The sequence below is a fragment of the Rhodobacteraceae bacterium M385 genome (genome assembly GCA_025141835.1).
Lineage (GTDB): Bacteria > Pseudomonadota > Alphaproteobacteria > Rhodobacterales > Rhodobacteraceae > Gymnodinialimonas.
Window position 1 is genome coordinate 2,472,885 of the sequence record CP081102.1, and the last position, 24,208, is coordinate 2,497,092.

Consider the following 24,208-nt stretch of genomic DNA (forward strand, 5'->3'; position numbering starts at 1 on the left):
TGAAGATTACCGATTCAAAAGAAACCCAAGGCGTCCGCCGTTCAGGGCGCTGAGGAAAACTTCATAGGCGGCATTCGTCGCCGCGCCGTCTTCGCCCCAATCACTGCGCATAGTCAGCGTGATGGACCCGCCACCTGCGGTAATCTCCGGCTCGGCTGGGGATGGCATTTCGCTCAGGATTGGCCACGCCTCGCGCAGGCGGGCGGCAAGGGCTTCTGCGTCTACACCGTCCGCGAGGGCCAAAACCATTGCTGCGCCTTCCGTCTCTCGGTTGGCGAAATCGGCCAAGGCCAACGCCTCGACCGGGCCAGTTTCTGCGCCCGTGATCGGAAGCTCTGCCCCGTTGCGCAGCCAGCATCGGACGGAAACGACACCGCCCAGATTGCCCACACGCCGCAAACCGCCAAGCAAGGACTGAGCATCGTCGCGCGCCGCGAGGTTCGGCCCCGTCGGCGCACGCACGGCATCCAACGCCGTCCATCCCGTGGCCCAAACCGCGCGGTCCCCCAAAAAGAGCATCCGCAGAGGCAAGCCCTGATCGCCGCCGAAGGGATGGGCCGGATCACGCGCGAAGGCATCAGTGGCGTAGTCGGTATCCCCGTGCCAAAGCACCGGAGCCCCGCCGCGGTCGGCCTCAGAAAGTCCGTTAGAAAACAACGCGCCCCGCAGGCGCATTTCGCTGTCGGGATAGATATCCATCGCCCCCACGCGCACCGTTCCTGCGGCGACCTCCCATGTCTCCACCCAGTCGAGCGCGGTCAATCCCACGGCCGCGCGAAGCGCCGCGTCCTCGATTCCTTCGATAATGTCACGTTGCAAGGGCGCGGCAGAGCGAAGTGCAGCAAACCGGTTCGGCGTGTTCGGGTTGCGCCCTGCCTGAGCGCCGCGCACCGCGATCCAGCGCACCGCGTCGCCATTGCCGTAGCCCGCAATGATTGGCCCCTCTGCACCGTCCAACACCGCTTGTGGTACACCAGAAAGCACGGTTTGCAGCCGCCCCGCCGCGCCCTGCGCGGCAGAAGCTTGGGCGCTAAGAGATAGCAAGGCGAAGGCAAAAAGAATCCGGGTCAACATGGCTGTAAGCATGCCGTGTTCCAGCCCATTCACCAAAGAAATAATCTGTTTCCGAAAGCCGCGTTAACTGTGTTCTTCTGCTGCTGTCGCCGCCAGCGCCTTGTTGTAGGCCTTCAGGGCATCGACGTGGAACAACGCCCCCTCTAGGGCCGGTGGCCCGCCTGTGGGAGACAATTGCACCACGGGCAGGAAGTCGAGGCCCGTGCGTTCAAAGATCGGCAAGGCCCGTTCCAACGTGGCATTGGTGTCGGTGAAAATGCCCTGCTCGATTAACGTCAGCAAACGTTCTTGCGGGGCGGAATTCTCGTGGGTCATGGGGCGCATCACGCGGCCCACGCGGAACATCGCCAGCAGATAGGCCTGCGGGCCGGCGGCAAGGTGGATATTGCGCCGCTCCAGCTGGGTCAGGAAGAAGCTGCGATGGACCATCTTGGACGCGACCGCCGTGGACATCGACACGGCAACCATCACTGCCAGACCGGTTTGCCAATCGCCCGTCAGCTCGAACACAATCAACGTGGTGGAAATCGGTGCCCCTAGCACCGCCGCCGCCACCGCGCCCATGCCTGCAAGGGCGTAGAGCGTTTCAGAGCCCGACACATCGGGGAAGATCCCCGTGGCCACCAAGCCAAACGCCAGACCCGAGATCGCCCCGATCATCAGAGAGGGCGAGAATACACCGCCCCCCATGCGCCCCCCTACGGTGATCGCCGTGGCAACCGCCTTCAGGATCGCAAAGACGATGGCCTCCCATAGAAACAATTCTCCCGTTAGGGCGGCGGAGGTCGTCTCATACCCCACGCCGATGATGTGGGGGAACCAGATGGCGATTGCGCCCAAGGCGAGGCCGGCCACGGCGGGGCGCAGGTAGCGGGGCAGCTTTGTGCGTTGTTGCAACGCGTTGCCCACGTCTTCGGCCCAGAAGGTGCCGCGCATGAACAAAACAGCGATAAACCCGCAAAGGATGCCAAGGATCAGAAAGGCTGGAAGCTCCACATAAAAGCGCAACATACTTTCGCTTTCCAAGGCAAATTCCGTGACATCGCCGAATTCTAGGCGGTTTATCACAGTGCCCGCCGCGCTGGCGATGACGATGGGCGCGAAGGCGTGCACGGCGAAATGGCGCAGCACGACTTCAAGGGCAAAAATAGCCCCCGCGATAGGTGCATTGAAGCTGGCGGAAACGGCGGCGGCGACGGCACACCCCAGAAGATCGCGTCCGGTGATGCCATCGGCGTTGATCCAGCGCGATATCTTCGAGGAAATCACCGCAGCCAAATGCACAACCGGCCCCTCCCGGCCGGTGGAGCCGCCGGTGCCGAGGGTCACAAGGGACGCCAAGGCCGATCCGATGCCCGCCCGCCCCTCGACCCGGCCCTCGTTTAGGGCCGCGCCTTCGATCACATCCGCCACAGAGCGCACGCGCCCGTCCGGGGTATATTTATATAAGATCAAGCCAGAGACCAAACCGCCCCCGACCGGAATTGCCAGGATCATCCACCACGGAAGTCCCTCGGCAAAACTGTGCAACAAGCGGATGTCTTCAACGCCATAAAGCGTTTCCTGCAACCAACTTACGCCCTTGCGAAACCCCAATGCCATGAAGCCCGCGGACACGCCGATGACCAAAGCGATCAGCCAAAATTGGAACTGGCTCGGCCCCTTTTCCAACAACAAGGACCAGATGCCCCGCAGGGCGGTAAGGGCTCTGCTGGCTTGCACTTTGATGAGACCGCGCGGATCAATGGCCACGGGACAGGCTCGCTTTCTGGCGCGGAACGCGTCTGGGGGACACCAAGGGGCAACGCCGCGCGGCCGCCTCCCCTACAATACTGTTACGCTAAAACGGTAGAGAAAGCCTGACGATTTGGAAAGTCACGGCCTTGGAAATTCAGTGTTTTCCGGCAAATGGGTGTGGCGACGCCCACACGGCCGGGGCGGTTTTTTCGCCCTACCCTTTCAGCAGAGCCCGTGCGGCGTCCTTGGCGGCATCGGTAATCGTGTCGCCAGCAACCATGCGGGCAACTTCCTCCACCCGTTGGTCGTCGGACAAGGGCACGACACGGCTGAAGGTAACGCCCTTTTCTACCGTCTTGGCCACGCGCCAATGATGCGCCCCAAGGGCCGCGACCTGCGGCGAATGGGTCACCACCAAAACCTGCCCGCCCGAGGCCAGATCGGCCAAGCGCCGCCCGACCGCATCGGCAGTCGCTCCGCCGACGCCCCGGTCAATCTCGTCAAAGATCATCGTTAGCCCGGCCTGGTCCGAGGTCAGGCAAACCTTCAGCGCCAGAAGGAAGCGCGACAGCTCCCCGCCGGAGGCGATGCGGTTCAGGGGGCCAGAGGGCGCACCGGGGTTGGTGGCTACGGTGAAGGTGATCGTATCCACGCCGTCGGGCCCTGCGGGAGCCTCTTCACGGCGGGTTTCAAAGACTGCGCGGTCCATCTTCAGGGGCGCAAGCTCGGCCCCCATGGCGCGATCGAGCTTCAGCGCGGCCTTCGCTCGCGCCGCCGTCAGCTTATCCGCCGCCTCTTTATAGGCGGCGTCTTCGCGGTCGCGGGTTTTGGTCAGTTCCGCAATCTCGGCCTCTCCGCCATCAAGCGCGGCAAGTCGCTGGCCCAATGTGTCGGCAAGCCCCGCCAAATCATCGGCCAGCACGTTGTGCTTTCGCGCCAATCCGCGCAGGGCGAAAAGCCGTTCTTCGGTCATTTCCAGCTCTGCCGGGTTGAACTCTAGCCGTTCCGCGAAACTGGCGACCCCGGCTTGCGCCTCTCCCAGTTCCACCAAGGCACGTTCCAGCGCGGCCATGGGCATTTCCAAGCGGCCTTCGGCATGTTCCACCACCCCATCGAGCCATCGGCTTGCGTCGCTCAACGCGCCTTCGGCGCCATTCAGACCAAGGGCAGAGATCGCCTGCGCCACATCTTCGCGCATCTTTTCAGCGGCTTGCATCATGCGGCGCTTGGCGTCCAATTCAGCTTCTTCCCCGTGCTCGGGGGCAAGCTTGGTTAACTCAGCGACCGCGTGGCGGAGGAATTCTTCCTCTTCCCGCATTTCCACGAGGCGTTTTTCCGCCGCCGCAAGCGCTTTGCCCGCGGCCGCCTTGCTACGCCAAGCGGTGGCCACCTTGGCACGCAAGCCGTCGAGGTTGCCGTATTCATCCAGCATTGCGCGGTGGTTCTTGGGGTCCAACAACCCCTTGTCGTCCTGTTGGCCGTGCAGCTCCACCAATACATCAGACAAGGCACGCAAGACGTCGCCACTGACGCGACGGTCGTTGACCCAAGCCGTTTTGCGGCCTTCAGGTGTGTTGATGCGGCGCAGGATCAACTCGTCCGAGGCCGGCAAGCCCGCCTCCGCCAATACGGCATAAGCGGGGTGGCCTTGGGGCAGATCGAACTCTGCCACCACTTCGCCCTGCTCCGCGCCCGTGCGCACCAGATCAGCGCGGCCCCGCCAGCCAAGCACAAAGCCCAAACTGTCGAGCAAGATCGACTTCCCCGCCCCGGTTTCCCCGGTCAACACATTGAGCCCGGGCTGAAACGCGAGTTCCAGACGGTCAATAATCAACATATCGCGGATATCGAGATGACGCAGCATAGATTGTGTGTTGCCCAAAGCAGGCGGAACGGTCAAGCGCTTACGGCATTCCCGCCCGACTTACAGCCAATCCCCACGCACGGTCTGCTGCCAGACTTCGCGCAGCCAGTTTTCTCCGGCGGCTTCCAAAGACAACCCCTGCCCCGTCAACTGACGGTAAGCGTCATCATAGAACGGCGAGGACTGGAAGTTGTAGCCAAGGATCGCGCCAGCTGTTTGCGCCTCGTCCGTCAAGCCGAGGGCGAGGTAGGCTTCCACCAGACGCAACAAGGCTTCCGGCGTGTGAGAGGTGGTCTGGAACTCTTCCACCACAACCCGGAACCGGTTGATCGCCGATGTGTAATGTTCGCGGCGCAAGTAGTAGCGGCCCACTTCCATTTCCTTGCCCGCCAGATGGTCAAAGGCGAGGTCGAAGCGCAGGATCGCGTCTTGGGTGTATTCGCTATCGGGATACCGCTCGATCACGACGCGGAGCGCTTGCAGCGCCTGATAGGTCACGCCTTGGTCGCGGCCCACCTGGTCAATCTGGTCATAATAGGACAGTGCAAGAAGGTACTGGGCATAGGCCGCGTCTTCGTTGCCAGGGTAGAAATCAAGGTAGCGTTGAGCCGCCACACGGGCCGCCTCGTAGTCGCCATCCTCGTGATAGGAGAACGCCGCCATAATCAACGCCCGCTCAGCCCATGTGGAATATGGGTGCAGGCGCTCCACCTCGATAAACAGCTCGGCCGCATTGTCTGGACGGCCGTTTTCCAGCGCGAATTCGGCTTGCTGATAGATCGTCTCAGCGTCCAGCTCTTCCAGAGGGATGTTCGCATTGCGCCCGGCAAAGAAACCGCCGCCGCCATTGCCGCTGAACAGGCCCGTGCCAAGGAAACCATTGCCTCCACCGCCGCCGCCACAGCCCGCCAAAACGAGCGTCAGCCCTAGGGCTGCACCGGAAAGTCGAAAGCGGTTGGTTGTCATGCGATTAGCCTCAAACCCATAGTCTTAGGCCCGATCCCGGACCCTGTCGGCACTGCTCTAGCACATTCCTTTTGCGGGCAAAATCCCTCAACCGACACGAAGATGCACCGAAGTGATAACGTGATGTTGTGGCCACGTCACGCGACGTGCGCAAGATCTGCTGATTTCACGCCGACGCCGGGCAATGCGGCGGCCTGATCCGGCGTGCATTCCACGAAACGCACCGCACCGGGGGTGGCGAAAAGGTTGCGAAGCAATTGGTTCGTAACCATGTGGCCGGCCCGGAAACCGGTGTAGCAACCCAGAATGGGGGCGCCTGCCAGGGCCAAATCCCCCAATGCATCCAGCATCTTATGGCGCACGGCCTCATCGGCATGGCGGAAACCACCGGGGCTCAGGACGTCGTCTCCATCCACGACAACGGCGTTGTCGTAGGTTCCACCAAGGGCAAGGCCCGCTTCATGCATCATGTCCACGTCGGCGCGGCGGCAGAAGGTGCGGCTGTCGCATAATTCGCGCACGAAGCGACCATTGGCCAAATTGGCAATCCGCCGCTGATAGCCGATCGCCTTGTCGCTGAATTCGATGGTGTAATCCATTTCCAGCCCACGGGAGGGCGACAACTCGGCCCAGGCGTCGCCATCTTCGGCGCGCACAGTCTTAAGGATTTCCAGCGCATGGATTGGCGCGGACTGGCGTTGGATGCCAGCATCAAGGATCGCGCGAACGAACGGCGCGGCAGACCCATCAAGGATCGGAAGCTCAGGGCCATCCACTTCGATCAGGGCGTTATGGATGCCCGATCCGATCAAGGCGGCCATGATATGTTCAACCGTCGAAACTTCGGTTCCGTCTTCGGCCACAAGTTTAGTGCAAAGGCGGCTTTGGGGGACAAGATCGTAGCGGGCGGGGATCATCGCGGCGTCGTCAAGGTCGGTGCGGCGGAACCAGATGCCGACGTTGGCGGCTTGCGGTAACATGCTGACACGGGTCAAACGACCGGTGTGGAGACCGACCCCACTGAATGTGGCTTTTTTGCGAAGTGTTGCCTGCATCAAATTGCCCGCTCTTCCGTCACATCAATTCCCGCGGCGTCGATTGCTTAAGACGCTCTGCCGGAAGCGGCGCTTGCACCAAAAGGTTAAAACAAGGTTTCCGCTGTATATGGGGGTAGCGAGGGGCAGCGCTAGGAGCAACTCAAGCTTTATGACGCCTTGCAACAATGGGTAGTAGCGTGGGCGAAAACTTGCCTACATCCTGTGGGTAACCCTGCAACATCTTGTATCTAAAACGAAAAAGACCGGCGCGAGGCCGGTCTTTCCTGTCACATTGTGACTGCAAATTAGTTCGCTTGGCGGCGCAGGAAGGCAGGAATTTCAATCCGCTCCTGATCGGGGTCTACGACACCGTCGTCTGCCGCGTGGTGCTGAGGCATCGGCGCAGGGGCCGGAGCCGCCATTGTGGGCTGACGACGCTCGGCCGGGGCCGCACCATCTTCACCGGTGCCTGTCATACGGTTGATAAGCGAATTTATGCCGAAGCCGCGTTTTTGAGGCTGTTCACCGGCCAAACCACCGTGCTGCTGAGGCGCTGCAACGGGCGCGGCCTGAGGCGCACGCGGCGTATCACGCTGGATGGCAGCACGCAGACGGGCCAGAGCCTCGGGCGTTGGGGCACCACCGGCGGCGGGCTTGGGGGCAACGTAGCCCTGCTGATCTTCAGCCGCGACGGCTACCGGAGTAGGTTGTTGCGGTGCAGGCGCAACAGCGGCAGGCGCTGGAGCGGGTTGATACGCCGGCGCTGGCACGTCGTCTTCGGCAACCAGATCTGGCTCGGCCTCGGCGGGGGCCTCAAAGCTTTCAAACAGGGAAGGCTCTGGCGGCGTTTCCGCGGCGGCTTCCTCATATTGCTCTACCTCTGGAGCGGGTGCCGCGGCAGGCGCTGGTTTGGCCTCTGCGGCGGCAACGGCGGAACCCGTGGCGTAGAACTGACGCGAAGGCATTGGCACTTCTTCCTGACGCTCTGCCGCGTCAATGCCAGTTGCCACAACGCTGACGCGCATCTGGCCTTCCATCGCTGTGTCCAGGGTGGAACCGACGATGATGTTCGCCTCTGGGTCCACTTCTTCGCGGATGCGGTTGGCGGCTTCGTCCAACTCGAACAGGGTCAGGTCGTAGCCACCTGTGACGTTGATCAACACGCCGCGCGCACCGCGCAGGCTGATCTCGTCCAGCAGCGGGTTGGCGATGGCCTTCTCGGCGGCCTGCATGGCGCGGTTGTCGCCATCGGCCTCGCCCGTGCCCATCATTGCCTTGCCCATTTCGTTCATCACAGCGCGAACATCGGCAAAGTCGAGGTTGATGAGACCGGGGCGAACCATCAGGTCGGTCACACCCTTAACACCTTGATAAAGAACGTCATCCGCCATGGCGAAGGCTTCGGTGAAAGTGGTTTTCTCATTCGCCAGACGGAACAGGTTCTGGTTCGGAATGATGATCAGCGTGTCGACGACCTTTTGCAGGGCTTCGATGCCCTCATCGGCCTGACGCATCCGCTTGGTGCCTTCAAACTGGAACGGCTTGGTGACAACACCAACGGTCAGAACGCCCAACTCCCGCGCGGCTTGCGCGATAATTGGCGCCGCGCCGGTGCCGGTGCCGCCGCCCATTCCCGCAGTGATAAACGCCATGTGGGCGCCTGCGAGGTGGTCAACAATCTCTTCAATGCTTTCCTCAGCGGCGGAAGCGCCAACCTGAGGGCGCGCCCCTGCGCCGAGACCTTCGGTCACGCGCTGGCCCATCTGGATACGCGCGTGTGCGGTGGATTGCTGCAATGCCTGAGCGTCGGTGTTGGCAACAACAAATTCGCAACCATCAAGCTGCTGGTCGATCATGTTGTTCACGGCATTGCCGCCTGCGCCGCCGACACCGAAGACGGTGATACGGGGTTTCAGCTCGGGTTGAGCGTCGGTCATGGTAAGATTCAGAGTCATGGATACTGTCCGCCTGTTCTTGTCCTGGCCCCCGATCTTCTGGTCGGAATTGCCGAAATTGCCTCATTTATTGAAGGACAGCGTACCGCCGTTCCCCTGCGTCGTCACGCAGAAAATACGCCCCATGCGCGAAATGTGGCCGTTTTGTGGCGATTTTATCGGCGATTTAGCGGTCTGACCCCATATGAAGGGGTCACCAGTTGTCGCGGAACCATTTTACCGCGCGACGAACGGACCTTGCAGGCAGCCTGTCGGCGGGCAAATCGAAGTCCCACCACTCGTCCTGAGGGCTTGCTGCAAACAGCGCCAGACCGACACAGGCTGAGAACGCCGAGCCATAGGCCGACTGCGGCAGACCCGCCACCCGCATGGGCCGCCCAAGGCGCACCTGGTTGCCCAGAATGCGCGAGGCAAGACCATCAAGGCCGGGGATCTGGCTCCCACCCCCAGTCAGAACGATGCGTTGAGAGGGCAGATGCTCAAACCCTGCCGCATCTAACCGCGCCCGCACGTCTTCGAGAATTTCCTCGACCCGAGGGCGCATGACGCCGATCAACTCGGCCCGCGATACGGTGCGGCGGTCGTGGTGCCAATCACCGGTGTCGCTGTCCAATTCGATAATCTCTCGGTCATCCAGCCCCGTGGCCATGAGGCCGCCGAATTTGGTTTTGATCCGTTCGGCCATATCCACGGGGATATGCAGACCTTGGCTGATGTCGCGCGTGATATGGGCCCCGCCCATGCGCACGGTATCGGCAAAGATCATGTGTTTTTTCATGAAGATCGACAGGCTCGTGGCCCCTGCCCCAAGGTCGATGCAGGCCGCCCCCAGCTCTTGTTCATCCTCCACCAAGGAGGACATGGCGGCGACATAGGGCGCAGAAGCCACGCCCGCCAGTTCCAGATCACAGCGTTTGACGCAGTGTAGAAGCGTTTCAATGGCGTGGCTGTCCACGGTCAGCAGATGCATGTCGCACGACAGGCGGTTGCCCACATGGCCGCGCGGGTCCGACAGGCCCGAGCGATTGTCGAGTGAGAAGTTCACCGGCTGCGCGTGAAGCACTTCGCGCGACGCGCCAATATCGGGCATATCGCAGACGGACAACACGCGTCCGATATCGTGATCTTCCACGGCGCCAGTTTGCAAATCGACCTCTCCGGTCAGGCCATAGCTGCGTGGACGCGCACCGGAAAGCGACACGATCACATGATCGACACGGGCGTTGGCCATTTTCTGGGCGGTCTGCACGGCGGTGCGAATGGCGCGCTCGGTTTCCTGAACCGTGTCAATCTCGCCAAACTTGACGCCGCGCGACCGGGTCGTTGCCGCGCCGATCACCCGGAATGAGGATTGCCCGGCCATAGCGCCGATGCCATCATCCTCGGGCTCGGTGCCGTCGAATTTCAGCACCAGACAGGCCACCTTGAAGGTGCCAATGTCCAATACGGCAATCACGCCGCGTCGCATGGCTTCGGTCCGTTTGGCCCGCATGGCCCGTTGTGTTTGATAGAGAAGATTCATCCGCGCGTGTCCCCATCGGATCTTTCAGCCGCCAGCGTGCGCATACGCTGTAGCTCGTCCATTGCATCATCTGTCAACCGCACGGTCGGACGACCGGGGTTGCGTAAATCTACCGCTGTCACGTCACGCGACAGGATTTCGCCCACATCATGGAGCGCCAGCACACGGTCCAGCGCGGCAGTCGCGCCGAACTCGGGCAGCATGATCCTTGTGTCATTGGTCAGGACCACATCCCATCGCCGCTGCCCCATGCGCACAAGCCCATGGACGCGGTCGCCCAGAATGGCTGCCGCCTCGATCAGCGCCAGCGCCTCGGTCACGGCCAGGTCAGCCCCCTCCCCGCCCAAAAGCGGCAGAGGTTCTTCAAGCTCTCGGGTGCCGAAGCCCGCAACAAACTGCCCTTCTTCGTCGATAATGCTCAGCCCCTCATGGGTCAGCCACAGGGCGGCGGGAATGCGTTCGTCGATGCGCACGGCCAGATAGCCGCCGGACTGAATGCGCAGGTCAGCGCTGCGCACAGGCGGCAACGCCTCTAGACGGCCGCGCAATTCATCAAGGTCCAGATCGAAGGACGAAATCGGCAGGTCCAGCGCAAGGGCGGCGCGGACCTCTTCCGTGACATCATCCGAGGCACCGTCGATCCCCAGCACATTCACGCGAAACTCTGGCCGGTTCTCAACCTCGCGGCGGATTTCATAGGCGGCTTCAAACAAGCCATTAATGCGGGCCTCATCGCTGAGATACCAGGCAACGGCAGCAAACAGCGCGAACAGCGGAATGCCGATGTTGAGCGCTTTGCGGAAAATCGGCGTGAGCCACAGGCGCGTGACGCGGTAGCTGAGTTTCGAGGGGGCCGGATCATGGGGTGCAGAAGCGCCGGGCGCGTTGCGGCGCGGGATGATGGACCGAACGGAGGTGCGTTGAATGTGGCGAGGTGCCTCGCCCGCTATTACCGGTCGCATGACGCATCCTCCACCAACCAAGCGCAGAGTTTACCAAAGCTCATGCCCGTCGCCTGCGCCTGTTCGGGCGTCAGGGATGTGGGCGTCATGCCAGGCTGCGTGTTCACCTCTAGGATAATCAGGCCATCAAGGCCGCGCGCCTCATCCCAACGGAAATCGGTGCGGCTGACACCTTTGCAGCCTAGCGCCGTGTGGGCGCGCAGGGCCATGTCCATGCAGGCATCCCAGATCTCTTGCGGCACCTGCGCCGGCACCACATGGCGCGAGCCGCCGGGTTTGTATTTCGCGTCGTAGTCGTACCAGCCATCGGTAAGGATATCGGTCACGGTCAACGCGCCGGGATCGCCGGGCTTGTCGCCAAGGACGGAGACCGTCAGCTCTCGGCCCGGCGCGAAGGTTTCAACCATCACCTCGGCGGGCATATCGTCGGACAGCTGCGGCGGGCCGTTGGCGGCCTCGTTCACCAGATAAACTCCGACAGAGGAGCCTTCGTTATTGGGCTTCACCACATAGGGCGCGGGCATCACATGGGCGGCGCAGACATCTTCTTTGCGGGCAATCACGCTTTCGACCACCGGTAAACCATGGGCCTTGAGGGCCACCTTGGCGCGAGTTTTGTCCATGGCGAGGCTAGAGGCCAGAACGCCCGAATGGGTGTAGGGAAGGCGCAACCATTCCAGCAGGCCTTGCACACACCCATCTTCGCCCCACCGACCGTGGAGCGCATTGAAGACAACATCAGGGTTAATTTCGGACAGACGTGCGCATAGCGCGGCCCCGGCGTGGACCTCGCCCGGATCAACTTCGATTACGTCAAATCCCTCTCCGCGTAGCGCCTCGGCGCACCCTTGACCGGTGCTAAGCGACACCTCGCGTTCCGCAGAGGGGCCACCCATCAAGACGACGACACGAGATGGAAGGCTGCTCAACCCTGCCACCGTTTCTGTCCTCATTTTGTCCGACTGATACGTTGCCTGTCGGATCGATTATCCCCGCTTATGCGGAGCCTTGCATTATTCTTTTGTTGCGCAGCTCGATCCGAAAACCGGTTCCCACTTTTCGGGCTGCGCTGTCTTACCTTACCGCGCGGCCTGTTCCGAGAACCGGTTCCCACTTTTCGGGCTGCGCTTGGCTATTTTGTAGTCCCACCGGGTGTGCCGACCCGCATGATTTCCCACACTAGTTCTATGCCTTGGGATTGGAAAACCCTTTTTCGCACTTCTTCGCCCAATCCTTCGAGATCTGCGGCAGTTGCGCCACCCTTGTTAACGAGAAAGTTGGAATGCATCTCGCTCATCTGGGCGCCGCCAAGGGTGGCTCCACGCATGCCGGCGTCGTCAATAACCTTCCAAGCCTTCAAATCATGGGTGTCGTCGGCGCGTCCGGTTGAGCTGAAGCCAGCGGGATTGCGGAAGGTGGACCCGGCGGTCAGTGACTTGGTGGGTTGGGTGGCATCGCGTTTGGCCAACTGCTCCTCCATCCTTGTGTGCAACACAAGGCTGTCCTCGCCGCTGCCGCGCAGGGTAACGGAAACGATGGTGGCACCGTCAGGAATATCTGTTTGGCGGTAGGCAAAGGTAATGTCGTCGGCGGTCAGCGTGGCAGGCGTGCCATCGCGCAAGATCACATCGGCGCTCACGAAATGATCCGCCACATAAGAGCCGTAGCAGCCCGCGTTCATCTTCAACGCCCCGCCTAGAGAACCGGGGATCGTGCGCAGAAACGTCAGATCAATCCCCGCGTCCGCTGCCGTGCGTGCCAAGCGGGCATCCAGCGCAGCAGCCCCGGCGGTGACCGTGTCGCCATCCACCGAAATATCCATGAACGGACGGCCTAATTTGACAACCACACCGGGCATCCCCCCGTCGCGCACGATCAGGTTGGAGCCGACGCCCATGGGGAATACCGGCACGTCGGGATCGAGCGCCTTGAGAAAATCACTCAGATCATCGACATCGGCGGGCTGGAACAACCATTCCGCCGGGCCACCCACGCGCAACCAAGTGAGCGACGAGAGGTCTTTGCCCGCGGTCAAGCGCCCGCGCGGGGTGGGAAGGTGATCTGTCATTCCGGCTCTGTCTCCCTGCGCAAGCGGCGCACTAGCAACCCAAGTCCGCCCGCTAGAAACGCGCAGGCGGTGAAGGGCACCATTAATCCAAACAGGATGTAAATGCCCACCAAGGCTTCGTCCATGTCCTCGCTATAAACCAGCGTGAGCATCAGAAGACACAGCAAGGTGCTGACACCCCAAAGCGTGAACAGCATCCAGCGCGTGCCAATGCGGGCGGTGATGTATCCGGCCAAGATGCCTGCAATCGCGGCGAAACCCACGAAAAGCTCTGTGTTCATCGCGGCAGGTCTCCGTCCCCTGCCCCGGACATTGCGCGGCGCAAGTGATGGGCGGCGCGTTTCAGGGGCCAGCGCAGGATCGACGCGCCGGCAACGAATACTAAAAGGCCCCAGAACGGGCCTGCCTGATAGGTCACCCACCCCAAAAGCGGGATGCCCGTGGCGATCAACACCCAAGCCACCGGCCATTGGATGCGGCGCGGGCCCATGGCTGCGAGGCAGGCCAATACCGCCCAAACACACGCAAGGATCAGGGAGATAGGCATTACGATACGCCCCCTTCGTCCGACCGAGACCCCAAGCGAGTGCGGGCATGTTTATAGACGTAGCGCAGAGGGTTACGGTACATGGAGACGACTGCCAGTGCGATGATTGCCGTCCAGATCCAGCCGTGGATATAGCCCACGAAAACCACCATCGGCACCGACAGCACCAAGAGCGGAAAGCCGAAGGGCCATTGGAACCGCATCGGCATCATCGCCACGATGGCCGAGGCCACGACCCAGATGCAAACGAGGGTTAGTGCGAGGCTCATGTGACGTGCCTTTGTCGGGTCCGAATGCCCAGAAGAGTGCCGGTAATCGCCGAGACTATGGTTAGCCCCGCAAAAGTCACGGCACCAAGGAACATGTAACCCGCCGCGCCGAATGACGTGTCGGTCGGGGGAAAGAAGGGCTCTGCCTCTGTCGGCGTTTCCGGGAAGAGAAGCGGGATATAAGCCAGCAGAAACGGCAGGTTTAATGCCGCCACCAGCACGACAGCAGCCGCGCCGAAGCGCACGCCAAAGGCTTTCGTGACCCCAAAAGCCAGCGCCCCGGCGGCAAGGATCAATGCAAGTGCCAGTGCGAGTTTCATGAAGGCTCAACCTGCTGATGGTTGCGGCGATAGGCGGCGCGGCCGATCAGCACCGCGACCCCGGTCCAGATGGTGCCGGGCACCAGCACGAGGAACGTCCAAAGCGCCTCCGGCAAGCCGGTGCGCTGGCGGTGGGCTATGGTCTCTCCGCCGAAAATCTCGGGCGCGATGGGGGCGTTGCCGGGGTTTAGCGCGCCGGACAATGAAACCGCCGTCCAAAGCGCCATAGCCCCAAGGATCACAAGGCCCGGCACCACGCCGCTGCGCGTCACCCACATCAGCGCAACAACGCCGGGCAGAATGATCACGACAAGGGCGAGGACCAGAGTTTCCGTCATCCGGCGGCCTTTTGACCATCAAGGTCGGCAAGACGGGCGGGCAAACCGTTTGCCCAAGCAGAAATCGTACCGGCCCCAAGACACACGACCATATCACCGGGGCGGGCTTGTTCGCGGACCAGACGTTCCAGATCGTCTTCGTTCAGGATTGCGCGGGCGTGGCGGTGGCCGTGGCGGATCATGCCCGCCACCAAATCATCGCGGGATGCGCCCTCGATCGGGTCCTCTCCGGCGGCATAGACTTCGGCGATGGCGACCACGTCAGCTTCGGAGAAGCAACCGCAGAAGTCTTCAAAAAGAGAATGCAAGCGGGAGTACCTGTGCGGTTGGTGCACGGCGATGACGCGACCCTCGCTGGCTTGACGCGCGGCTTTCAGAACAGCGGCGATCTCAACGGGGTGATGGCCGTAGTCGTCGATCACGGTGATGCCGCCAACCTCGCCCACCTTGGTGAAGCGGCGGTTCACGCCCTTGAACCCATCCAAAGCCTCGCGGATCTCATTGGCCTTCATGCCCAGGTGCCGCGCCACGGCCACAGCCGCCAAAGCGTTGGAGACGTTGTGATCGCCCGGCATCGGCAAGCGGCAGCCTTCAATCACGATATCTTCGGCCTGAAGCGCGATATCGAAACAGGCAATACCGCCTTCGTAATGCAGGTTCACCGCACGCACATCGGCCTGGGCGTTGAACCCAAACGTCACCACGCGACGGTCGGTGATTTTACCCACAAGGGTTTGCACTTCAGGGTGGTCCGTGCAGCACACGGCGAGGCCGTAGAAAGGGATGTTGGAGACGAAATCAAGGAAGCCCCGACGCAGGTTCTCGATGCTGCCCCAATGCTCCATATGCTCGGGGTCGATGTTGGTGACGATGGCAATCGTGGCGGGCAGACGGTTGAAGGTGCCGTCGCTCTCGTCCGCTTCGACCACCATCCAGTCGCCCTGCCCCACCCGCGCGTTAGAGCCGTAGGCATGGATGATCCCGCCGTTAATCACTGTCGGGTCAACGCCGCCGTGGTCCAGCAAGGTGGCCACCATCGTGGTGGTCGTCGTCTTACCGTGAGTGCCGCCAACCGCGATGTTGGAGCGTAGGCGCATCAGCTCGGCCAGCATCTCGGCCCGGCGCACAATCGGCAGGCCACGGGCGCGGGCGGCGTCGTATTCCGGGTTGCCCGGTTTGATCGCTGACGAGATCACTACAACCTCTGCGCCTTCAAGGTTCTCGGCCTGCTGCCCTACAAAGACCTTGGCCCCAAGGCTTTCCAGACGCTTGGTGATCGGCGTGGCTTTCAGGTCAGACCCTTGCACCTCATAGCCGTGGTTCAACAACACCTCTGCGATGCCAGACATGCCAATACCGCCGATCCCCACAAAGTGGATCGAACCGAGTTGGGTGGGTAATTTCGTGACAGCAGCGTTCATGGGTTACCCTTTCGGCGTAGCATTGGGGGCGAGGCTTTCGACAAGCTCGACAAGACGCTCGGTCGCGTCAGGTACAGCAACAGACAGGGCCGCAATCGACATCTGCGTCGCGGCCTCGGGCTGGGTGAGGATTTGGGCGATGGTTTGGGCCAGAGTTTCCGGTGTGAACTGCGCCTCCGGCATCAGCACGGCGGCTCCGGCCTCTACCGGGCCACGAGCGTTGGCGGTTTGCTCATCGCGCACGGCGATGGCCAGCGGCACGTAGATCGCCGGGCGACCGACCACGTTGATATCGGCGACAGACGACGCGCCCGAACGGCAGATCACAAGCTGCGCCTCGGACAAGCGGCGGGGCATTTCGTGCAGGAAAGTTTCCACCTCGACCCGCATCCCAAGGAAATCATAGGCTTCTTGCACGCGGGCCACATCTTCCTCGCGGGCCTGCTGTGCAATGCGCAGGTGTTGGCGCAACTCTTCGGGCAAAAGGGCAATCGCGGCGGGCACCACATCAGACAAGATGCGCGCGCCTTGACTGCCACCGAAGACCAGAAGGCTCATCGGCCAATCGCCCGGGGGCGTGTAGGGCGCACCGCCCCGTTCGACAATCGCGGCGCGGACCGGGTTGCCGGTGTGCACGGCATCTGCGCCCAAAGGCACATCGGTGGGCCAAGTGCCACAAGCCACATGAGCCACATGCTTGGCGAAAATCCGGTTCACACGGCCTAAGACGCCGTTTTGTTCGTGCAGCATCCGGGGCCGTCCGGTCAGCCTTGCTGCGGCCATGGCGGGGATCGTCGGATACCCGCCAAAGCCCACGACCACATCGGGTTTCTCGCGCATCATCCGCAAGGTGGCCGAGAAAACACCGCCCATAATCCGAAACGGCACTGCCAGTTTCGCCAGCGGCCCACCGCGCGTGAACGTCGCAGAAGAGACCTCTCGAATTTCCACCGCATGGCTGAACCCACCCACATAACGCGCCCCACGCGCGTCGGTGGAAAGCGTCACGCGCCAGCCCTTGCGCAACATCGCCTCGGACAGGGCCTGGGCTGGGAACATGTGCCCCCCGGTGCCGCCAGCGGCGATGATGAGATGAGGCTGTGTCATGGCGGCGCTACCGTTGGCGGGAAAGAAGGTGGTCGGCGATATCGCCCTGTGGGCGCGTGCGGGTGAATACCAAAAGCATCCCGACCGCAATCCCTGTCGCGATCAAAGATGACCCGCCGTAGCTGACGAAGGGCAATGTCATGCCCTTGGCAGGCAAAAGCCGCACCGCAACGCCCATGTTGATGAAGGCTTGCAGCGCCAGAAGGGACACAAGACCAGTGCCAGCCAGACGCGCAAACGGGTCGCGTTCTTTCATCAGACGAGAGAAACTGCGCAGAGCGATGGTGAGATAAAGCGCGATAATGACGAGGACGAGCACAAGGCCATATTCCTCGGCGGCGACAGCAATGATGAAGTCGGTATGGGCATCGGGCAACGTCCATTTGACCGAGCCTTCGCCCAACCCGGTGCCAAACAGGCCCCCTTCACGGATCGCGTCGGTGGCGTAGCCAAGCTGCGTGTTCTCGCCCACTTCGTCGCTGAGAAAGCCATCAATCCGGCGGCGGAAGTGTTCCGAGGCAGAATAGGCAAACACCCCGAACAGGCCCACGGCCCCGATCACAATGGCCAGCACCAGCATTGGCGCCCCTGCCACGAAGTAAATCACCATCCACGCGAAGATTACCAAGGCCGCTTGGCCAAAGTCCGGCTGCAACGCGAGGCAGCCGACCAAAAGCACCGTCACGATGAGAGAGAAGGTCTTTCCGGGCGGACCCGCGACCTCTTGACTGGCGGCCATCATCCAGGCGGTGAAGACCACAAACACCGGCTTAAGGAACTCGGAAGGCTGCAACGAGGCGAACCCTAACGAGTACCAGCGCGTGGCCCCCATGCCGTAATCGGTGCCAAAAACTGGCAACATCGCGACCGCAAGAACCGCCGCCACAAAGCCAATCACGCCCCATCGGCGCACCGCCAAAGGCGACATCATCGACACCAAGATTATAACGTTCAGGGCAATGCCGCCGAAGAAGGCTTGCCGGATCACGTAGTGAAATGGTTCATGCCCATTGCGTTCCGCCAGGGGCGGAGAGGCCGCGAAGCCCAAGAGAATGCCGATCGCAAAGAGCGCGAAAATGCAGCCCAATGTCACGCGATCAATCGTGCTCCACCACCGTGGAATAACTGCGTCGCCCGTGTGCACAACGACTGTGCCATGCGCCATTTCCGTCATGGAATGCCTGCCTTGCCCTCAAGCGACGTTATGCGCCGCGTGTCTGCTCATGCCCGAGTTATCTCGGGTCTATCGTGTGAGTTTAGCCTGAAAAGCCTTGGCTGGCTAGGGTTAGTATGGCTTTCGCCGTCGCGGCACACGTCGTGGGATGACGGTCAAGGGCTAGGGTTGCAGCTTCTCAACTTGCGCGATGAAATCCGCGCCGCGCACCTCAAAGCTGTCGTATTGGTCAAAGCTGGCGGCGGCGGGGGCCAGAAGCACCGTATCACCGGGCTGCGCATCGGCGCTGGCGCGGGCCACGGCGGTGGCCATGTCGCCGCAAACCTCTAGGGGGATATCACCCAGATGCAGGGCGAAAGCCTCGGCCTCGCGACCAATGACATAGGCTTTCGAGACCTGCCCCGCCGCTTCCCAAAGGGCCTCTAGCCCGCCGTCTTTTTCCAGCCCGCCGCAGATCCAACGGATTTTCTTGAACGCACCAAGGGCCTTTACGGCGGCATCGACGTTGGTGGCCTTGCTGTCGTTGACGAAGAACACGCCGCCGATCTCGGCGACCCGTTGCGAGCGATGGGGAAGGCCCTCAAAGCTGGCGAAGGCGGCCTCGATCACCCGGGGCGCAAGGCCAAGGGCGCGGCACACGGCATAGGCGCAGGCCGCGTTTTGGTGGTTATGGGCACCGGGCAACCCCGGCACGCCGCGCAGGTCGATAGAGGCCACTTGGCGGCCCTTGCGGAATTCACTCAGCCAGCCCTTGCGGGTGCTGATATCCCACCCCGGCCCGCTTAGCTTGCCTGCGGCAACCCGGATCAGGCGTCCGTCCTCTGGCCCTTCGACCAATTGCCCCGCCAGATATTGGCCCTCTGCCTCGTCCACGCCAATCACGGCACGTTCCGGCCCGCCTTCGGCAAACAGGCGACGTTTTGCAGCGAAATAGCCGCCCATACCGCCATGACGATCCAGATGATCGGGCGACAGGTTGGTGAAAACGGCAATATCGGGTGTCAGCGCACGGGCGAGTTCCGTCTGGTAGGACGACAGCTCCAGCACCACGACCTCTCCATCGATCGGAGGCTCGATGTCCAGCACGCCACGGCCAATGTTCCCGGCGAGTTGCACCGGGATGTTCTGCTCTTCCAGAATATGAGCGATCAAGGCCGATGTGGTGGATTTCCCGTTCGATCCGGTGACCGCAACGACGCGGGGCGGCGTGTCGTGAAACGCCCAATCCCCCTGCCCCAAGGATCGGAAAAACAGGCCGATGTCGTTGTCTACCGGCACGCCCGCCGCGTAGGCCGCAGCAATGGCGCGGTGAGGCGCGGGATAAAGGTGCGGGATACCGGGGGAGGTCACGAGGCAGGCGATGTCTTCCAGCCCATCGCGGATCGGATCGTGAAGGGTGAACCCTTCCTCTGCTGCCCGCGAGCGGCCCGCTTCTCCATCGTCCCAACACAACGCCTCGGCCCCGCCTTCGCGCAAAGCCCGCGCCGCCGCGATGCCCGAGCGGCCAAGCCCCAGCACGATCACCTTGCGGCCTTCAAAACCCATCACCGGAATCATTGCTCTTGCTCCTTGACCAAACGGCTGCCCGCCACGTGGCGCCCATCGGCGCGTAATTCGATTTGAGTAAAGAAAATTGCCAACATGCGCACATCTAAATGCAGCGGCCCGGTTGGGCACTCGACCGTGACCTCGATCAAGGGCCTTTCTTCAGACAGGGCGAACCTGTCATCATTGCGAGCCACTTCCACGCCATCCACCAACAAGGCGCAGCCCTTGAACCAATGGTTCACCACCTCAACATGCAGCCCCTGCACCTCGGCCGAGACCCGGCGCACAAGGGGATGCCAGGCGGGATAGGTCATCGCAGTTTCAGGGTCGCCAAACCGATCAGCGCCAGGATGAGCGAGATGATCCAGAAGCGGATCACGATCTGCGGCTCGGCCCACCCTTTTTTCTCAAAATGGTGATGGATCGGGGCCATCAGGAAAACGCGCTTCCCGGTCATTTTGAAGTAGAGAACTTGCACGATCACTGACACAGCCTCGGCCACGAAAAGACCGCCGACAATGGCCAAAACGATCTCGTGCTTGGTGCAGACGGCAATCGCGCCAAGGGCTCCGCCCAAGGCCAAAGACCCGGTGTCGCCCATGAACACCGCCGCCGGTGGGGCGTTGTACCAAAGGAAACCCAAACCGCCGCCGATAAGCCCCGCGCAGAAGATCAACAGCTCTCCAGTGCCGGGCACATAATGCACGTCCAGATATTCGGTAAAGTCCACCCGACCCACCGCATAGGCGATGATGCCAAGGGTCGCGGCGGCAATCATGACAGGCATAATCGCCAAGCCATCAAGGCCATCGGTCAAGTTCACGGCGTTAGCCGAGCCCACAATGACGATCATCACGAAGGGGACATAAAGGTAGCCAAGGTTAATCAACACATCCTTGAAAACCGGCATGGCAAGCTGGCTCGACAGGTCTTCGGGATGCAATTGCGCGGCGATCAGGCCCGCGGCCAAAGCGATCGCGAAACCCGCCGCAAGGCGCACCTTGCCCGACACGCCCGCCGTGGTTTTACGGCTGACCTTGGCCCAATCATCAGCAAAACCGATCAGCCCGAAGGCGACTGTGACGCCAAGGACAAGCCATACATAGGGGTTATCGAGCCGCGCCCACATCAACGTCGACAGGCACAGCGCCGCAAGGATCAGCAGGCCGCCCATGGTCGGTGTGCCCGCTTTGGTTTCCAAATGGCTTGCGGGGCCATCTTCGCGGATCGGTTGGCCGTCTTTGTACTTGCGCCGCAGGGCGTTGATCAGCGGACGACCGAAAATGAACCCAAAGATCAGGGCCGTGAAGAAGGCGCCGCCTGCCCGAAATGTAATGTAGCGAAACAGGTTGAAGACATCGCCGCCGTCCGACAGCTCACTTAGCCAAAACAACATATAGCGGTACCTCTAACCTTTATCCTCAAGCGATTGCCCCAGTTTCCGTAGGGCGTCAACCACTACGGAAACCTTGGAGCCCTTCGAGCCCTTCACCAGCACGACATCGCCGGGGCGCAGGCTGCGGGGCAGAACTCGGCACAAATCCTGCGCTGTGGCCTCGTGCAACCCGCGTTTCGCGCCGGGCAGAGCTTCGTGCAAATGCGCCATCAACGCCCCGCAGGTGTGGACGACATCAACCGCGTCCATACTGGGCAGCTTGGCCACATCGGCGTGCATCTGGTCGCGTGCTTCGCCCAGTTCCAGCATGTCGCCCAAAACCGCAATGCGCCGCCCGCCCCGTTGCGGGGTAATCGCGGCCAGCACTTCCAGACCGGCCGCAAGGGAGGCGGGGTTGGCGTTGAAGGCGTCGTCAATCAGCTCAATCGCGATATCGTCGGTGCGGCTGAGCGCGATCCGCTCTCGCTGACCGCGGCCCTCCACCGGTTGCCAATGGGACAGCATCATTGAGGCCTGCGTCGGGTCCGCGCCCGCGGCAGCCACGGCGCAGATCACGCCCACCGCGTTGCTGGCATAATGACGCCCCGAAACGGAAAGCTTGGCAAGCCGCCCGCCCTCGGCCGTGGCGATGCGCATGACGGTGCTGTCCTCGGACAACATCACATCGGTCAGGCGCAGGTCGGCGCCCTCTGCTTCTCCGAAGGTGACAATCTCTGCGCCCTTGGCTTTGGCGGCGTCGATCAGGATATCGCTGGTGCTTACGTCTAACGGGATGATCGCCACACCGCCGGGCTCCAGCCCGTCGAAGATGGCGGCTTTCTCTGCCGCGATGCCTTCGATCACGCCGAAGGCCTCCAGATGCGCTGGCGCGATGGTGGTGATCATCGCCACATGGGGCCGCGCCATGCGGGCCAAGGGGGCGATTTCGCCGGGGTTGCTCATGCCGATCTCGATCACCGCGAAATCGGTGTCGGCGGGCATCCGCGCCAGCGTCAGGGGCACGCCCCAGTGGTTGTTGTACGAGGCGACGGCCGCATGGACATTGCCCTGCCCCGTCAGCGCTTGCTTGAGCATTTCCTTGGCCGTTGTCTTCCCAACCGATCCGGTGATTGCGATCACCTTGGCATCGGTCCGGGCGCGGGCCGCTTGGCCGAGCCGTTCCAACGCGGGCAGAACGTCGTCCACAACCAAGCAATTCGCGGCATCCACACCCTCGGGCACATGGCTGACCAGCGCGGCAACGGCCCCCGCATCCAACGCTTGCGCCACGAATTCATGGCCATCACGCGCGGCGGCCAAAGCCACAAACAGATCACCGGGCTGAATTGTGCGCGTGTCGATGGAAACCCCGGTGGCCTCCCACGTACCGCTGGCCGTGCCGCCGGTGGCCTCTGCGGCTTCGGACGCTGTCCACAAGGTCATATCGCGCCCTCCAGAGCGGCCACCGCGACCGAGGCTTGTTCCACATCGTCAAAGGGATAGATCACATCGCCCACCTGCTGGCCTGTTTCATGGCCTTTTCCGGCAATAAGCAGCGCGTCGCCCGGTTCCAACATGTCCACGCCGCGCAAGATCGCTTCGGCCCGGTCCGCGACCTCTGTCGCCTCGGGGCAGCCGGCCATGACGGCCGCGCGAATGCTGGCGGGATCTTCCGAGCGGGGATTGTCATCTGTCACAAACGCAACATCGCCCCACAGCGCGGCGGCTTCCCCCATGAGCGGGCGTTTACTTGTATCTCGGTCGCCACCTGCACCAAATATAACAATTAATCTTCCCAGAACATGGGGGCGCAACGCCTTGAGTGCCACTTCCAAGCTGTCAGGCGTATGTGAATAATCAACATAGATCGGTGCGCCGTGACGACGCCGCGCAGCCAGTTGCATCCGGCCCCGCACGCCCTCCATCTTCGGCAGAACCGCGAAGACCGCATCGGGATCTTCGCCACCCGCGATGACCAATCCAGCGGCGGTTAGCACGTTCATTGCCTGAAACGCGCCGATCAGGTTCAGGCGTACTTGCCGCGCCTCTCCCTGCCAGCGGAACAGCACGTCTTGCCCCGTCTCGTCAATCCGGCGGCCGGTGATTTTCAGCGCCGCGTCGGCGTATTGCGCGACGCCCAACACCTCGATCCCGTGGGCTTCGCAAGCCTCCGCCACGCGGGGGCCATAGGTGTCATCCATGTTCACCACAGCCACGCCACCTTCGGGCAAGAGCCCGGTGAACAGGCGCAGCTTGGCCTCAAAATAGGCCTCCATAGTGCCGTGATAATCCAGATGATCCTGGGTCAGGTTGGTGAAGGCCGCCGCCGCAAGGCGCACGCCGTCCATCCGTTTTTGGTCAAGCCCGTGGGACGAGGCTTCCATCGCCCCATGGGTCACACCAGCGGCGGCCATATCCGCCAGAACGCCGTGCAAGGTGACAGGCTCGGGCGTCGTGTGGATGCCGGGGGCCTCATAGGCACCTTCGACACCCGTGGTGCCGATATTAACGGCCTTAACCTTTAGGGCTTCCCATATCTGGCGAGTGAAGCTCGCGACCGAGGTTTTGCCGTTCGTTCCTGTCACCGCCACCATGGTTTCTGGCTGCGCGCCGAAAAACAGCGCGGCCGCATGGGCCAAGGCATCAGCCGGGTCTTCCACGACGACCAAGGCGGCATCCGATGCCGCCAGCTCGTTAGCCGCGATCTCGGCGCCCGCACGGTCCGTCAACACGGCCCCCGCCCCCATACGCAGGGCGTATTGAATGAACTCGCCCCCATGAACGCGCGTACCGGGAAGCGCCGCAAACAGCGAACCGCTTTCCACCTTGCGGCTATCTAGGGCAAGGCCCGACACCACCACATCGCCGCCGCTCAAGGCGGTCAGCCCTAGATCGGAAAGTCGTCGTTCAGCCATTGCCCGCCT

At 62.1% G+C, this 24,208-nt stretch carries 24 protein-coding genes; 1 reads left to right on the plus strand and 23 read right to left on the minus strand.

The genetic code is table 11. The annotated features are described in order from the left end of the window. Positions 1–6: 6 nt before the first annotated feature. The 6 genes from K3728_12035 to ftsZ all read right to left on the minus strand — a co-directional run bounded on the left by K3728_12035 (position 7) and on the right by ftsZ (position 8,633). Complete coding sequence (locus tag K3728_12035; protein UWQ94443.1) at positions 7–1,074, minus strand: hypothetical protein; 1,068 nt, start codon at positions 1,072–1,074, stop codon at positions 7–9. A gap of 63 nt (positions 1,075–1,137) precedes the next feature. Beyond that, on the minus strand, positions 1,138–2,769 hold the full coding sequence (locus K3728_12040; protein ID UWQ97542.1) for a chloride channel protein: 1,632 nt from the start codon (positions 2,767–2,769) through the stop codon (positions 1,138–1,140). 256 nt (positions 2,770–3,025) lie between these two features. Continuing rightward, on the minus strand, positions 3,026–4,675 hold the full coding sequence (gene recN, locus K3728_12045; GenBank protein ID UWQ94444.1) for a DNA repair protein RecN: 1,650 nt from the start codon (positions 4,673–4,675) through the stop codon (positions 3,026–3,028). 60 nt (positions 4,676–4,735) lie between these two features. Then, complete coding sequence (locus K3728_12050; protein ID UWQ94445.1) at positions 4,736–5,641, minus strand: outer membrane protein assembly factor BamD; 906 nt, start codon at positions 5,639–5,641, stop codon at positions 4,736–4,738. 137 nt (positions 5,642–5,778) lie between these two features. Continuing rightward, the gene (gene lpxC, locus K3728_12055; protein ID UWQ94446.1) at positions 5,779–6,696 is read right to left on the minus strand and encodes a UDP-3-O-acyl-N-acetylglucosamine deacetylase; all 918 of its coding nucleotides are present in this window, start codon (positions 6,694–6,696) and stop codon (positions 5,779–5,781) included. A gap of 287 nt (positions 6,697–6,983) precedes the next feature. Continuing rightward, positions 6,984–8,633, minus strand: a complete 1,650-nt coding sequence (ftsZ, locus tag K3728_12060) for a cell division protein FtsZ (GenBank protein ID UWQ94447.1) — start codon at positions 8,631–8,633, stop codon at positions 6,984–6,986. On the opposite strand from ftsZ, the gene K3728_12065 reads away from it, so the two are divergent. Beyond that, complete coding sequence (locus K3728_12065; GenBank protein ID UWQ94448.1) at positions 8,632–8,811, plus strand: hypothetical protein; 180 nt, start codon at positions 8,632–8,634, stop codon at positions 8,809–8,811. The genes ftsZ and K3728_12065 overlap by 2 nt on opposite strands. Before the next feature lie 15 nt (positions 8,812–8,826). Here K3728_12065 and ftsA read toward each other — a convergent pair whose 3' ends face one another. From ftsA to K3728_12150, 17 genes are all read right to left on the minus strand, one after another. After that, positions 8,827–10,155 (minus strand): cell division protein FtsA, encoded by a 1,329-nt coding sequence (gene ftsA, locus K3728_12070; GenBank protein UWQ94449.1) that lies wholly within the window; start codon positions 10,153–10,155, stop codon positions 8,827–8,829. After that, positions 10,152–11,117: a cell division protein FtsQ/DivIB gene (locus K3728_12075; protein UWQ94450.1), complete on the minus strand. Its 966-nt coding sequence runs from the start codon at positions 11,115–11,117 to the stop codon at positions 10,152–10,154. Before K3728_12075 ends, ftsA begins: the two co-directional genes overlap by 4 nt. Continuing rightward, the gene (locus K3728_12080; protein UWQ94451.1) at positions 11,105–12,070 is read right to left on the minus strand and encodes a D-alanine--D-alanine ligase; all 966 of its coding nucleotides are present in this window, start codon (positions 12,068–12,070) and stop codon (positions 11,105–11,107) included. The genes K3728_12075 and K3728_12080 overlap by 13 nt, the downstream gene beginning before the upstream one ends. A gap of 179 nt (positions 12,071–12,249) precedes the next feature. Beyond that, entirely contained in the window at positions 12,250–13,185 is a 936-nt protein-coding gene (gene murB, locus K3728_12085; GenBank protein ID UWQ94452.1) for a UDP-N-acetylmuramate dehydrogenase, read from the minus strand. Beyond that, positions 13,182–13,466: a hypothetical protein gene (locus tag K3728_12090; GenBank protein ID UWQ94453.1), complete on the minus strand. Its 285-nt coding sequence runs from the start codon at positions 13,464–13,466 to the stop codon at positions 13,182–13,184. Before K3728_12090 ends, murB begins: the two co-directional genes overlap by 4 nt. Continuing rightward, complete coding sequence (locus K3728_12095; protein UWQ94454.1) at positions 13,463–13,732, minus strand: DUF2484 family protein; 270 nt, start codon at positions 13,730–13,732, stop codon at positions 13,463–13,465. The genes K3728_12090 and K3728_12095 overlap by 4 nt, the downstream gene beginning before the upstream one ends. Beyond that, the gene (locus tag K3728_12100) at positions 13,732–14,001 is read right to left on the minus strand and encodes a DUF2484 family protein (protein ID UWQ94455.1); all 270 of its coding nucleotides are present in this window, start codon (positions 13,999–14,001) and stop codon (positions 13,732–13,734) included. Before K3728_12100 ends, K3728_12095 begins: the two co-directional genes overlap by 1 nt. After that, the gene (locus K3728_12105; GenBank protein UWQ94456.1) at positions 13,998–14,321 is read right to left on the minus strand and encodes a hypothetical protein; all 324 of its coding nucleotides are present in this window, start codon (positions 14,319–14,321) and stop codon (positions 13,998–14,000) included. The genes K3728_12100 and K3728_12105 overlap by 4 nt, the downstream gene beginning before the upstream one ends. Continuing rightward, the gene (locus K3728_12110; GenBank protein ID UWQ94457.1) at positions 14,318–14,659 is read right to left on the minus strand and encodes a hypothetical protein; all 342 of its coding nucleotides are present in this window, start codon (positions 14,657–14,659) and stop codon (positions 14,318–14,320) included. The genes K3728_12105 and K3728_12110 overlap by 4 nt, the downstream gene beginning before the upstream one ends. Next, a complete protein-coding gene (murC, locus tag K3728_12115; protein ID UWQ94458.1) occupies positions 14,656–16,080 on the minus strand; it encodes a UDP-N-acetylmuramate--L-alanine ligase in 1,425 nt (474 codons plus the stop codon). Before murC ends, K3728_12110 begins: the two co-directional genes overlap by 4 nt. Before the next feature lie 3 nt (positions 16,081–16,083). Beyond that, a complete protein-coding gene (locus K3728_12120; GenBank protein ID UWQ94459.1) occupies positions 16,084–17,187 on the minus strand; it encodes a UDP-N-acetylglucosamine--N-acetylmuramyl-(pentapeptide) pyrophosphoryl-undecaprenol N-acetylglucosamine transferase in 1,104 nt (367 codons plus the stop codon). A 7-nt stretch (positions 17,188–17,194) separates the two neighbouring features. After that, positions 17,195–18,361, minus strand: coding sequence for a putative lipid II flippase FtsW (gene ftsW / locus K3728_12125; GenBank protein ID UWQ94460.1), 1,167 nt, complete (start codon positions 18,359–18,361; stop codon positions 17,195–17,197). Between the two features lie 162 nt (positions 18,362–18,523). Further along, positions 18,524–19,918, minus strand: coding sequence for a UDP-N-acetylmuramoyl-L-alanine--D-glutamate ligase (gene murD, locus K3728_12130; protein UWQ94461.1), 1,395 nt, complete (start codon positions 19,916–19,918; stop codon positions 18,524–18,526). After that, positions 19,915–20,223 (minus strand): hypothetical protein, encoded by a 309-nt coding sequence (locus tag K3728_12135; protein ID UWQ94462.1) that lies wholly within the window; start codon positions 20,221–20,223, stop codon positions 19,915–19,917. Before K3728_12135 ends, murD begins: the two co-directional genes overlap by 4 nt. Next, entirely contained in the window at positions 20,220–21,305 is a 1,086-nt protein-coding gene (mraY, locus tag K3728_12140) for a phospho-N-acetylmuramoyl-pentapeptide-transferase (GenBank protein UWQ94463.1), read from the minus strand. Before mraY ends, K3728_12135 begins: the two co-directional genes overlap by 4 nt. A 12-nt stretch (positions 21,306–21,317) precedes the next feature. Beyond that, complete coding sequence (gene murF, locus K3728_12145) at positions 21,318–22,727, minus strand: UDP-N-acetylmuramoyl-tripeptide--D-alanyl-D-alanine ligase (protein UWQ94464.1); 1,410 nt, start codon at positions 22,725–22,727, stop codon at positions 21,318–21,320. Continuing rightward, positions 22,724–24,199: a UDP-N-acetylmuramoyl-L-alanyl-D-glutamate--2,6-diaminopimelate ligase gene (locus K3728_12150; protein UWQ94465.1), complete on the minus strand. Its 1,476-nt coding sequence runs from the start codon at positions 24,197–24,199 to the stop codon at positions 22,724–22,726. The genes murF and K3728_12150 overlap by 4 nt, the downstream gene beginning before the upstream one ends. Positions 24,200–24,208: the final 9 nt, after the last annotated feature.